This is a genomic window from Streptomyces sp. 1114.5, assembly GCF_003635085.1.
In the GTDB taxonomy this organism is placed as follows: Bacteria; Actinomycetota; Actinomycetes; order Streptomycetales; family Streptomycetaceae; genus Kitasatospora.
On the sequence record NZ_RBXE01000001.1, the window covers coordinates 4,268,966 to 4,282,603 of the forward strand.

Annotated in this window: 5 protein-coding genes; all 5 read left to right on the forward strand. The window is 74.0% G+C overall.

Annotated features, from left to right (window positions below):
• Window positions 1-8 precede the first annotated feature (8 nt).
• Entirely contained in the window at window positions 9-10,310 is a 10,302-nt protein-coding gene (locus BX285_RS19040; RefSeq protein ID WP_259470581.1) for a non-ribosomal peptide synthetase, read from the forward strand.
• The gene (locus tag BX285_RS19050) at window positions 10,307-10,657 is read left to right on the forward strand and encodes a nuclear transport factor 2 family protein (protein WP_121175895.1); all 351 of its coding nucleotides are present in this window, start codon (window positions 10,307-10,309) and stop codon (window positions 10,655-10,657) included. The genes BX285_RS19040 and BX285_RS19050 overlap by 4 nt, the downstream gene beginning before the upstream one ends.
• A gap of 106 nt (window positions 10,658-10,763) precedes the next feature.
• Entirely contained in the window at window positions 10,764-11,840 is a 1,077-nt protein-coding gene (locus tag BX285_RS19055; protein ID WP_218893125.1) for a branched-chain amino acid aminotransferase, read from the forward strand.
• Window positions 11,841-12,005: 165 nt separating this feature from the next.
• The gene (locus BX285_RS19060) at window positions 12,006-13,250 is read left to right on the forward strand and encodes a cytochrome P450 (RefSeq protein ID WP_097239085.1); all 1,245 of its coding nucleotides are present in this window, start codon (window positions 12,006-12,008) and stop codon (window positions 13,248-13,250) included.
• 135 nt (window positions 13,251-13,385) lie between these two features.
• Entirely contained in the window at window positions 13,386-13,631 is a 246-nt protein-coding gene (locus BX285_RS19065; protein WP_121175898.1) for a hypothetical protein, read from the forward strand.
• Window positions 13,632-13,638: the final 7 nt, after the last annotated feature.

Below are 13,638 nucleotides of genomic sequence, written 5' to 3' on the forward strand. Positions count from 1 at the left end.
GAGTTGCCGTGATACCCCCGTCTTCCGCGCAGCGGCGCCTGTGGTTCGTCTCCCGCCTGGAGGGCCCGAGCGACACCTACAACAGCTCGATGGCCCTGCGCCTGCGCGGCCCGCTCGACGTGCCCGCCCTGCGTGCCGCCCTCACCGACGTGGTCGGCCGGCACGAGTCGCTGCGCACCGTCTTCGTCGAGCACGACGGCGAGCCGTACCAGCACATCCTGGACCCCGACCAGGCGACCGTCGAACTGGCCGAGGCCGCCTGCACGCCGCAGGAGCTGGCCGCGGCCGCCGACCGCGCCGCGACCCACCTCTTCGACCTGGCCGTCGACCTGCCGCTGCGCTCCACCCTGCTCACCCTCGGCCCGGACGACCACGTGCTGGTCCTGGTCAGCCACCACATCGCCACCGACGGCTGGTCGATGGGCCCGCTGCTGCGCGACCTGACGACCGCGTACGAGGCCCGCACCGCCGGCCGCGAACCCGGCTGGGAGCCGCTGCCGGTGCAGTACGCCGACTACGCGGCCTGGCAGCGCGAACTGCTCGGCGAGGAGAGCGACCCGGACAGCCTGGTGTCACGGCAACTGGACTACTGGCGCCGCGTGTTGGCCGACCTGCCGGAGGAGCTGGCGCTGCCGGCGGATCGTCCCCGCCCGGCCGTCGCCACCTTCGCCGGCGGGGTGGTCTCCACCGAGGTCGACGCACAGGTCCACCGGGCGCTGAACGCCCTGGCACGGGACCACGGTGCAACCCTGTTCATGGTGCTGCAGTCCGCGCTGGCGGCCATGCTCTCCCGGCTGGGCGCCGGCACCGACATCCCGATCGGCATGTCGGTGGCCGGACGCACCGACGAGTCGCTGGACGACCTGATCGGCTTCTTCGTCAACTCCCTGGTGCTGCGCACCGACGTCTCCGGCGACCCGAGCTTCACCGAGCTGCTCGCCCGTGTCCGGGAGACCGACCTCGGCGCCCTCGACCACCAGGACGTCCCCTTCGAGCGGCTGGTCGAGCTGGTCAACCCGGCCCGGCTGAGTGCCCGCCACCCGCTCTTCCAGGTGCTGCTGCAACTCCAGAACACCGACGAGGTCCGGCCCGAGTTCCCGGGCGTCGAAGCCGACTTCGAGGACCTCGGCTGGGAGCGCGCCAAGTTCGACCTCGGCGCGGCCTTCTCCGAGCTGAGGGACGAGACCGGCGCGGAGGCCGGACTGATCGCCTCGGTGGAGTACTCCGCCGACCTGTTCGACCGGGGCACCGCCCAGTGGCTGTTGGACTGCCTGGTGCGGCTGCTCGGCACGGTCGCCGCCGACCCGGCGGCCCGGATCGCCGACCTCCCCCTGCTCTCGGACGCGGACCGCCGCGCCCTCGCCGAATGGAACGCCACCGACCACGCGGTCCCGGCCGGTGACCTGCACGAGCTGTTCGAGGCCCAGGTGGCCCGGACGCCCGAGGCCGAGGCGGTGGTCTTCGAGGACGAGAGCCTGACGTACGCCGAGCTGAATGCCCGCGCCAACAGGTTGGCGCGTCACCTGGTGGCGGCCGGGGCCGGTCCGGAGACCCTGGTCGCGCTCTCGTTGCCGCGGTCCGTCGACCTGGTGGTGGCCACCCTGGCGGTGACCAAGGCAGGCGCCGCCTACCTGCCGATCGACCAGGCCTACCCCGCCGACCGGGTGGCGTTCATGCTCGCCGATGCCCGCCCCGCCCTGCTGCTGACCGACCGTCCGACCGGGACGCCGGAGGACGTCCGCACCCTGCTACTGGCGGACATCGCCGCCGAGGTGGCCGAGCAGTCCGCCGACGACCTGCCGGCCGTCGGTGATCAGGCCCGGCCCGCGTACGTGATCTACACCTCCGGTTCCACCGGCCGCCCGAAGGGCGTGGTGGTCACGCACCGGGGCATTGCCAACCTGGCGGCGGCGCAGGTGGACCGGTTCGGGATCGTGCCGGGCAGCCGGGTGCTGCAGTTCGCTTCGCTGAGCTTCGATGCGGCGTTCTCCGAGCTGAGCACCGCCCTGCTCTCCGGTGCGACGGTGGTGCTGGCGCCGAGCGCGCGGCTGATGCCGGGCGAGCCGCTGGCCGCTCTGCTGGCCGAGCAGGCCGTCACGCATGTCACGCTGCCGCCGGCGGCGCTGGCGCAGCAGCCGGCCGAGGGCGGGCTGCCGGACGGGATGACGCTGGTGCTGGCCGGCGAGGCAGCCCCGGCCGAACTGGTGGAGCGCTGGCTGCCCGGCCGCCGGGTGATCAACGCCTACGGCCCGTCCGAGGCGACGGTCTGCGCCACCATGAGCCTGCCGCTGACCGACAGCGCGGGCGTCCCGCCGATCGGCGGCCCGATCTGGAACACCCGCGTCTACGTCCTGGACGGCCGCCTCGACGTCGTCCCGGTCGGGGTCATCGGTGAGCTCTACGTGGCCGGCCCGGGCCTGGCCCGTGGCTACCTGAAGCGGCCGGGGCTGACCGCCGAGCGCTTCGTCGCCGACCCCTTCGCTTCGGGGGAGCGGATGTACCGCACCGGTGACCTGGTGCGCCGCCGCCCGGACGGGCAGCTGGAGTTCGTCGGCCGTGTCGACCACCAGGTGAAGATCCGCGGTTTCCGGATCGAACTCGGTGAGGTCGAGTCGGTGCTGTCGCGCTGCGAGGGCGTCCGCCAGGCCGTCGTGCTGGCCCGCGAGGACACCCCCGGCGACAAGCGCCTGGTCGGCTACGTCGTGGCCGAGCAGGAAGGTGAACCCGGCCTGGACCCGGCCGCCCTGCGCGAGCTGATCGGCGAGCGGCTGCCCGAGTACATGGTGCCGAGCGCCGTCGTGGTCCTGGAGGCACTGCCGCTCACCCCGAACGGCAAGCTCGACCGCAATGCCCTGCCCGCCCCCGACTTCGCCGCCGGCAGCACCGGCCGCGCACCGCGCACCCCGCAGGAGGAGATCCTCTGCGCGCTGTTCGCCGAGGTGCTGGGCCTGGAAGCCGTCGGCATCGACGACGGCTTCTTCGAACTGGGCGGCCACTCCCTGCTCGCCACCCGCCTGATCAGCCGCGTGCGCACCACGCTCCACGCCGAGCTGAGCATCCGCGAACTGTTCCAGTACCCGACGGTCCGCACCATGGCCGCCGCCCTCGACCAGCAGGGCGGCGTGCGCACCCCGCTCACCCCGATGCCGCGCACCGGCGACATCCCGCTCTCCTCCGCCCAGCAGCGCCTCTGGTTCATCAACCGGCTGGACGGCCCCGACGGCACCTACAACAGCCCGGTCGTGCTGCGCCTGCGCGGCCCGCTGAACGCCCTCGCCCTGGAGCAGGCGCTGCTGGACGTGGTCGGCCGGCACGAGACGCTGCGCACCGTCTTCCCCGAGACCGACGGCGTCCCGCGCCAGCACGTCCTGGAGAACGTGGCCGGCCGCCTGCACCTCACCGTCCACGACTGCACCGCCACCGGCCCCGCCGAGGCCCTGGCCGCCGCCGTCGGCCGTGCCTTCGACATCGCGACCGACCTGCCGCTCGGCGCCGACCTGCTCCGCGTCGACCGCGAGGACCACATCCTGGCCCTGACCTTCCACCACATCGCCACCGACGGTTCTTCGATGGGCCCGCTGCTGCGCGACCTCGCCGCCGCCTACCGCGCCCGCTGCACGGGCCGGGCCCCCGCCTGGGTGCCACTGCCGGTGCAGTACGCCGACTACACCCTCTGGCAGCGCGAACTGCTCGGCGAGGAGAGCGACCCGAACAGTCGCCTGTCGCAGCAACTGGACTACTGGCGCGGCGTGTTGGCCGACCTGCCGGAGGAGCTGGCGCTGCCGGCGGACCGTCCGCGCCCGGCCGACGCCTCGCTCACCGGCGGGGTGGTCTCCACCGGGGTCGACGCCGAGGTGCACGGCGCCCTGACGGCCCTGGCACGCGACCACGGGGTCACACTGTTCATGGTGCTGCAGTCCGCGCTGGCCGCGATGCTCTCCCGGCTGGGCGCCGGCACCGACATCCCGATCGGCATGTCGGTGGCCGGGCGCACCGATGAGGCGCTGGACGAGCTGGTCGGCTTCTTCGTCAACTCCCTGGTGTTGCGCACCGACGTCTCGGGCGACCCGACCTTCGGCGAGCTGCTGGCCCGCGTCCGGGAGACGGACCTGGGGGCGCTCGACCACCAGGACGTCCCCTTCGAGCGGCTGGTCGAGCTGGTCAACCCGGCCCGGCTGAGTGCCCGCCACCCGCTGTTCCAGGTGCTGCTGCAGCTGCAGAACACGGCCGACGTGCGGCCCGAATTCCCGGGCGTGGAGGCTGACTTCGAGGACTTCGGCTGGGAACGCGCCAAGTTCGACCTCAGTGCGGTCTTCTCCGAGCGGAGGGACGAGACGGGCGGGCCCGCCGGGCTGGTGGCCTCGCTGGAGTACTCCGCGGACCTGTTCGACCGGGGCACCGCCCAGTGGCTGTTGGACTGCCTGGTGCGGCTGCTCGGCACGGTCGCCGCCGACCCGGCGGCCCGGATCGGTGCACTGGCCCTGCTCTCGGACACCGACCGGAAGGTGCTGGCGGGGTGGAACGCCACCGACCACGCGGTGCCGGCCGGTGACCTGCACGAGCTGTTCGAGGCCCAGGTGGCGCGGACGCCCGAGGCCGTGGCGGTGGTCTTCGAGAGCGAGAGCCTGACGTACGCCGAGCTGAATGCCCGTGCCAACAGGTTGGCGCGTCACCTGGTGGCGGCCGGGGCCGGTCCGGAGACCCTGGTCGCGCTCTCGCTGCCGCGGTCCGTCGACCTGGTGGTAGCCACCCTGGCGGTGACCAAGTCAGGCGCCGCCTACCTGCCGATCGACCAGGCCTACCCGGAGGACCGGCAGGCCTTCATGCTCGCCGACGCCCGCCCGGTGCTCCTCCTCACCGACCGCGCGATGACCGTCCCGGCACCCAGGACCACCACGAGGCTGGTCCTGGCGGACATCGCCGCCGAGGTGGCCGAGCAGTCCGCCGACGACCTGCCGGCCGTCGGTGATCAGGCCCGGCCCGCGTACGTGATCTACACCTCCGGTTCCACCGGCCGCCCGAAGGGCGTGGTGGTCACGCACCGGGGCATTGCCAACCTGGCGGCGGCGCAGGTGGACCGGTTCGGGATCGTGCCGGGCAGCCGGGTGCTGCAGTTCGCTTCGCTGAGCTTCGATGCGGCGTTCTCCGAGCTGAGCACCGCCCTGCTCTCCGGTGCGACGGTGGTGCTGGCGCCGAGCGCGCGGCTGATGCCGGGCGAGCCGCTGGCCGCTCTGCTGGCCGAGCAGGCCGTCACGCATGTCACGCTGCCGCCGGCGGCGCTGGCGCAGCAGCCGGCCGAGGGCGGGCTGCCGGACGGGATGACGCTGGTGCTGGCCGGCGAGGCAGCCCCGGCCGAACTGGTGGAGCGCTGGCTGCCCGGCCGCCGGGTGATCAACGCCTACGGCCCGTCCGAGGCGACGGTCTGCGCCACCATGAGCCTGCCGCTGACCGACAGCGCGGGCGTCCCGCCGATCGGCGGCCCGATCTGGAACACCCGCGTCTACGTCCTGGACGGCCGCCTCGACGTCGTCCCGGTCGGGGTCATCGGTGAGCTCTACGTGGCCGGCCCGGGCCTGGCCCGTGGCTACCTGAAGCGGCCGGGGCTGACCGCCGAGCGCTTCGTCGCCGACCCCTTCGCTTCGGGGGAGCGGATGTACCGCACCGGTGACCTGGTGCGCCGCCGCCCGGACGGGCAGCTGGAGTTCGTCGGCCGTGTCGACCACCAGGTGAAGATCCGCGGTTTCCGGATCGAACTCGGTGAGGTCGAGGCCGCACTCACCCGCTGCGAGGGCGTCCGGCAGGCCGTCGTGCTGGCCCGCGAGGACACCCCCGGCGACAAGCGCCTGGTCGGCTACGTGGTCGGTGAACCGGGCCTGGACCCGGCTGCTCTGCGCGACCTGGTCGGGGAGCGGCTGCCCGAATACCTCGTCCCCTCCGCCGTGATCGTCCTCGACGCCATGCCGCTGACCCCCAACGGCAAGCTCGACCGGAACACCCTGCCCGCCCCCGACTACACCGCCGGCAGCACCGCCCGCGCTCCCCGCACCGCCCGCGAGGAGATCCTCTGCGTGCTGTTCGCCGAGGTGCTGGGCCTGGAGGGCGTCGGCATCGACGACGGCTTCTTCGAACTGGGCGGCCACTCGCTCCTCGCCACCCGCCTGATCAGCCGGATCCGCGCCACCCTGGACGCCGAGCTGAGCATCCGCGAGCTGTTCCAGTACCCGACGGTCCGCACCATGGCCGCCGCCCTGGACGAGCAGGGGGCGGTGCGCACCCCGCTCACCCCGATGCCGCGCACCGGCGACATCCCGCTCTCCTCCGCCCAGCAGCGCGTCTGGTTCATCAACCGGATCGAGCGGACCGACGAGAACGCCTACTACAATTGCCCGTTCGCCCTGCGCCTGCGCGGCCCGCTGAACGCCGCCGCGCTGGAGCAGGCGCTGCTGGACGTGGTCGGGCGACACGAGTCGCTGCGCACCGTCTTCCCCGAGACCGACGGCGTCCCGCGCCAGCACGTCCTGGACGACGTCGCGGGCCGGCTGCGCCTCACCGTCCACGACTGCACCGCCACCGGCCCCGCCGAGGCGCTGGCCGCCGCCGTCGGCCGCGGCTTCGACGTCACCACCGAACTGCCGCTGCGCGCCCACCTGATGGTGGTCGGGCCGGAGGAGCACGTCCTGCTGCTGGTGATCCACCACATCGCCACCGACGGCTCCTCGATGGCCCCGCTGATGGGCGACCTCGCCGCCGCCTACCGCGCGCGCCGGGCCGGCCGGGCCCCCGGCTGGGAGCCGCTGCCGGTGCAGTACGCCGACTACACCCTCTGGCAGCGCGAACTGCTCGGCCAGGAGGACGACCCGGACAGCCTGGCGGCGGCCCAGATCGCCTACTGGAAGCAGGCGTTGGCGGGCCAGCCCGAGGAGATCAGCCTCCCGGTGGACCGGCCGCGACCGGCCGTCTCCTCGCACACCGGCGGCATGGTGCACGCCGAACTGGACGCGGCGGTGCACAAGGAGCTCGCCGGCCTCGCCCGGGCCGGCGGCGTCACCCTGTTCATGCTGCTGCACGCTGCCGTCGCCACCGTGCTGTCGCGGCTGGGCGCGGGCACCGACGTCTCGATCGGCACCCCGGTGGCCGGGCGCACCGACGAGGCGCTGGACGGCCAGGTCGGCTTCTTCGTCAACACCCTGGTGCTGCGCACCGACCTGTCCGGCAACCCGACCTTCCGCGAGCTGCTGGCCCGCGTCCGGGACACCGACCTGGGCGCCTTCGACCACCAGGACGTCCCCTTCGAGCGCCTGGTCGACGTGCTCAACCCGGCCCGGGTCGCCGCCCGCAACCCGCTGTTCCAGATCGTCCTGGCCCTGCACAACCACGCGATCGAGGAGGGCGAGTTCGCCGGCCTGCCGGCCGAGGCGGAGCCCGTCGAACTGGGGGCGGCCAAGCTCGACCTGAACCTCAACTTCACCGAGGTCCGCGACCAGGCCGGCACCGTGACCGGCCTGGCCGCCGCGCTGGAGTACTCCGCCGACCTGTTCGACCGCAGCACAGCCGAGTGGCTGCTGCGCTGCCTGGTCGACCTGCTCGGCGTGGTCACCGAGGATCCCGACGCGCGGATCGGGGCGCTCCCGGTGCTCTCCGCGGCCGGGCGGCGCGAGCTGGCGGCCTGGAACGACACCGAGTGGCCCGTCCCGGCGACCACCCTGCACGGGCTGGTCGAGGCCCAGGCGGCCCGCACCCCCGGGGCGGTCGCGGTCCGGTTCGCGGACACCGAGCTCGACTACGCCGAACTGGACGCCCGGGCCAACCGGCTGGCCCACCACCTGCTGGCGCACGGCGCCGGACCCGGCCAGCTGGTCGCCGTCGCCGTCCCGCGCTCGCCGGAGCTGCCGGTGGCGCTGCTCGGCGTGCTGAAGACCGGGGCCGCCTACGTCCCGGTCGACCCGGGCCACCCGGCGGACCGGATCCGGCAGATCCTGGCCGAGGCCCGGCCGACGGTGCTGCTCACCGACAGGGCCGGCGCGCGCTCCGAGTGGGCCACCCAGGTCGCCCCGGCCGCCCCGGTCGACCAGGCGTCCCCGACCAGCCGGGCCGACAGCGCCGCCCGGGTGATCGTCCTCGACACCGAGTCCACCCGGACGGAGCTGGCCGCCCGACCGGCCACCGCCCCGCCCCCCGTCCCGCAGGCCGAGGCGCAGACGGCCTACGTGATGTACACCTCGGGCTCCACCGGCCGCCCCAAGGGCGTCGTGGTCGACCACCCGGGCCTGGTCAACCTGCTGACCGAGCTGGCCCAGGAGCTGCCGATGGCCGTCGGCGACGTGATGCTCCAGCAGGCCACGGCCGCCTTCGACATCTCGGTGGCGGAGCTGTTCCTGCCGCTGATGCAGGGCGCTGCCACCGCGCTGACCACCCGGGAGGAGGTCCGCGACCCGGCCGTCCTGGCCGAACTGATCGGGCGCTACGGCGTCACGGTCTGCCAGGCCACGCCGAGCCTGTGGCAGGCGCTGCTGGACGAGCGCCCCGACGCCGTCCGGGGCCTGCGGATGATGGTCGGCGGGGACGCCCTCCCGCCGGCCCTGGCGGCCCGGCTGGCGGTGGCCGGCTCCCGGCTGGTCCACTGCTACGGGCCGACCGAGACCACCGTCTGGTCCACCACCGCCGAGCTGACCGCCCGCCCCGGCACCCCGCCGATCGGCCACCCGATCCGCAACACCCGGGCGTACGTCCTGGACGGGTACCTCAACCCGGTGCCCCCGCGGGTCGTCGGCGAGCTCTACCTCGCCGGGACCGGCCTGGCCCGCGGCTACCTCGGCCGGCCGGGGCTCACCGCCGAGCGCTTCGTCGCCGACCCGTTCGCAGCGGGGGAGCGGATGTACCGCACCGGTGACCTGGTGCGCCGCCGCCCGGACGGGCAGCTGGAGTTCGTCGGCCGCGTCGACCACCAGGTGAAGGTCCGCGGCTTCCGGATCGAGCTCGGCGAGGTCGAGGCCGTCCTGGCCGCGCACCCGGCGGTGCTGCAGAGCGCAGCGGCCGTCCGCGAGGACGGGCCGGGCGGGCAGCGGCTGGTCGGCTACGTCGTGCCGCGGCCCGGTGCCACGCCGCCGGCCCCGGAGGAGCTGCGCCGGCACGTCGGTGGCCGGCTGCCCGAGTACATGGTGCCCTCCGCGGTCCTCGTGCTCGACGCCCTGCCGCTGACCTCCAACGGCAAGCTCGACCGCACGTCCCTGCCCGCCCCCGCCTACGCGGGCACCGGGCGGGCCCCGCGCACCCCGCGCGAGGAGGTGCTCTGCGCCCTGTTCGCCGAGGTGCTCGACGTGGCCACGGTCGGCGTCGACGACAGCTTCTTCGACCTCGGCGGCCACTCCCTGCTCGCCACCCGCCTGACCAGCCGGATCCGCGCCGCCCTCGGGGTGGAGCCGGGCATCCGCGACCTGTTCGCGGCACCCACCCCGGCCGGCCTGGCCGCCGCGCTGGACGACGGCGGGCAGGGCGATGCGCTCGGCGTGCTCTTCCCGCTGCGCCCGTACGGCGAGGCCACCCCGTTGTTCTGCGTCCACCCGGTGGCCGGGGTCAGCTGGGTCTACTCGGGGCTGCTGCGCCACCTCGACCCGCAGGTGCCGGTGTTCGGGCTGCAGGCCCGCGGGCTCACCGAGCCGGGGGCGCTGCCGAGGAGCATCGCCGAGATGGCCGAGGACTACGTCGCCGAGATCCGCAAGGCCCGCCCGCACGGCCCGTACCGGCTGCTCGGCTGGTCCTTCGGCGGCCAGGTCGCCCACGCCGTCGCCGTGCGGCTGCAGGCCGAGGGCGAGCAGGTCGAACAGCTCACCGTGCTGGACGGCTTCCCCGTCCACCCGGAGGCCGGCCGGCTGCCCGCCGACGCCCCGGAGCCGCAGACGCTGACCGCGCTGCTCCACTCGCTGGGCCACCCGGTGCCCGACCCCGCCGAGGGCGGGGGAGAGCTGGACCGGGCCCGGCTGCGGGAGGTGCTGGAGCAGGCGGGCAGCCCGCTGTCCGGCCTCGACGAGGACCGGCTCGCGGCGCTGGTCGCGGTCTTCGCCAACAACGCCGAGCTCGTGCACACCGGGGTCTCCGGTGTCTACGACGGCGACCTGATCCACGTCACCGCCACGCTCGGCAAGCCCGCCGACGCGCCCACCGCCGAGGACTGGCGCCCGTACGTCACCGGGGCCGTCCACCGCCACGATCTCGCCTGCCACCACGGCGCCCTGACGCAGCCGGAACCGATCGCCGCCGTCAGCGCCGTCCTGGCCGGGCAGGCCCCGACCCCGAGGAGGACCACCGCATGAACGTCGAACAGGCCCGCGAGTTCTACGAGTTGATCGACACCGACGACATCGACGGCCTGATCGGGCGGTTCGCCCCCGAGGCCGCCTACCACCGGCCGGGCTACGACCCGCTGGTCGGCCGGGAGCGGCTGCGCCGCTTCTACGCCGAGGAGCGGGTGATCAAGGAGGGCCGGCACACCCTGGAGCGGGTGGTCGAGGCCGACGGACTGACCGCCGTGCACGGCAGCTTCCGCGGCACCCTGCACGACGGCCGCCGGGCGGCCCACCGCTTCGCCGAGTTCTTCGAGTCGACGCCGGACGGACTGATCGCCCGCCGCGACACCTTCTTCTTCACCTCGCTGGTCTGAGCACATCCGGCGGGTGCGCCGGGAACCGCCCGGCACACCCGCCCGCACCTACCGGAAACCCACCTACCGGAAACCCACCTACCGGAAACCCACCGAAGGAGCACCCGTGACCTCCGCTGCGCAGCGCAAGCCCATCGCGATCGACCCCGCCCGCGTCATCACCGACCCCGGCTACGGCGAGGCCTTCACCGACCACCTCTTCAGCATCGACTGGTCGCCCGAACTGGGCTGGCACAATGCCGAGTTGAAGCCGCTCGACAACCTCTCCCTGCACCCCGCCACGCTCGGCCTGCACTACGGCCAGGTCATCTTCGAGGGCCTGAAGGCCCACCGCCGGGTGGACGGCACCGTCGCCGCCTTCCGCCCCGAGGACCACGCCCGCCGCTTCCAGCGTTCCGCCCGCCGGCTGGCCATGCCCGAACTGCCCGAGGAGGTCTTCACCGACGCCATCGAGCAGCTGATCGAGCGCGACGGCGGGATGCTCTCGGAGGACCCGACGCACTGCCTCTACCTGCGTCCGATCATGTTCGCCACCGACGTCACGCTGATGCTTCGGCCCTCGAACACCTACCGCTTCCTGCTGATGGCCTTCGTGGCCGCCGGGTTCTTCGGCGACGACATCGAGTCGGTGTCCGCGTGGGTCAGCCACGACTACGTCCGGGCGTTCCCCGGCGGCACCGGCAACGTCAAGGTGGCCGGCAACTACGCCGGCTCCTTCGCCGCCCAGCGCCAGGCCCAGGAGGCCGGCTGCCCGCAGGTGCTGTGGCTGGACGCGGTCGAGCGCCGGTGGATCGAGGAGATGGGCGGCATGAACGTCTTCTTCGTCCGCGGCGAGGGTCCGTCCGCCGAGGTGGTCACCCCGCTGCTCACCGGCACCCTGCTGCCGGGCGTCACCCGGGACACCGTCCTCGCCCTGGCCGAGCGCCTGGGCCACACCCCGCGCGAGGAGCGGATCTCGCTGGCGCAGTGGAAGGACGAGGTCGAACGGGGCGTCATCACCGAGGTGTTCGCCTGCGGCACGGCCGCGGTGGTCACCCCGGTCAAGTCGTTCCACGACGGCGGCGAGGAGTGGGTGGTCGGCGACGGCACGCCCGGCCCGGTCACCCGCGCCCTGCACGGCGCCCTGGTGGACCTGCACCACGGCCTGAGCGAGCAGCCGCCGGCCTGGGACGCCCACCGCTGACCGGCCGCGGGCCCGCCCGCCGACCGCCCGCCGGTCGCCCGGGCGGGCCCGCCGCCCCGCTCGTCCCCGCCCGCGCCCGCACCGCCCGTACGCGTTGCCGCTGCCCCGCCCCGCCGCTGCACCGCCGCCCGTCCCCGCCGCACCGACCGGAGACCAGGACACACCATGCAGACCACGAAGACCGCGAAGACCACCCCCGCCCCCACGCTGATGGACGGCTTCCGTCCCGAGTGGACCCAGGACCCGTACGGCCTCTACCGGATCCTCCGCGAGCGCGGCCCGGTCTACTGGGACGACATGATGCGCGCCTGGGTGGTGCTCGACCACGCCGACATCAGCAAGCTGGGCCGCGACGAGCGGCTGTCCGGCGCCCGCGTGGGCGACTTCCACGCCTCGCTGCCGCCCGCCGCCCAGGCCGAGATGGAGCCGCTGGCGCACACCCTCTCGGACATGATGCTGTTCAACGAGCCGCCCAGGCACACCCGGCTGCGCGGCCTGATCAAGCCCGGGCTCACCCCGCGCTTCATCCGCTCCATGCGGCCCGTCATCCAGGACCTCGCCGACTCCCTGCTCGACCGGGTGATGGAGCAGGGCCGCTTCGACGTCGTCGCCGACTACTCCGAGCCGCTGGCCCGCGGCATGATCGCCTCGCTGGCCGGCGTCCCGGACGACGCGGCGCACCTGCTGGAGGACTGGCAGAGCCTGCTGCACGAGCTGTTCAGCCAGTCCACCCGCGAGTTCGGCCGGCTGGAGGGCCTGCGCACCGCCTTCGACCTGGTCGCCGAGCGCCGCCGGGCCGGCGTCGCCACCGACCGCTTCAGCGAGATGATCGCCGGTCAGATCGCCAAGGAGGACTTCACCGACGACGAGGTGTACGCCAACTTCCTGCTCCTGATCGACGCCGGACAGGCCACCACCACCCACCTGATCGCCAACGCCGTCCTCGCCCTGATCCGCAACCCCGACCAGGCGGAGCGGCTGCGCCGCGACCCGGAGCTGTCCGCCAATGCCGCGCACGAGTTCCTGCGCTACGACAGCTCGGTGCAGTTCACCACCCGGATCGCCACCGAGCCGATCGAGGTGGGCGGCGTGCGGATCGAGGAGAACCAGTCGGTCATCCTGGTCCTGGGCGCCGGCAACCGCGACCCGCTGCGCTACGAGGACCCGGACACCCTGGACGTCGGCCGCCGGGCCAACGACCAGCTCTCCTTCGGGCACGGCATCCACTACTGCCTGGGTGCGGCGCTGTCCCTCGCCGAGATCGACATCGCGATCTCCACGCTGCTGCGCCGCACCGAGGACCTGCGGCTGGTGAACCCCGAGGTGGACTGGCTCGACAGCATCAACTTCCGCTTCCTGCGCAACCTCCCGGTGGAGTTCCGGCAGAGCGGGGCCGGGGCCGGGGCCTGACGGAGTGCCTGGTCGGGACGCCCGCGGGCGGCCGCTATCCGCGCCCCCGCGGGCGGCGGTTATCGGGCGGATATCGGCGACTGCGACGCTCGTCACACCGCAGCACACCGGAGCACACCGACCCAGGAGAATGACATGAAGAGCGTCCGCAACCGCATCGCCGTCCGCCTGAGCGTCGTCGCGCTGACCGTGCTCGGCGGTGCGGCGGCCGTCGCGGCGGTGTCGGACACCGGCGCGGCAGCCCCCGCCGGGGTGACGGTCTCGGTCGCCGACGGCGCCTCCGGCGGCGGCACCCCGGCGCCGACCACCACCCCGCCGGGCACCCCCGGCGACGTCTGGAACAACACCTCCTCGGTCACCCCGCCGAAGGTCATCTCCTGACCCCGCC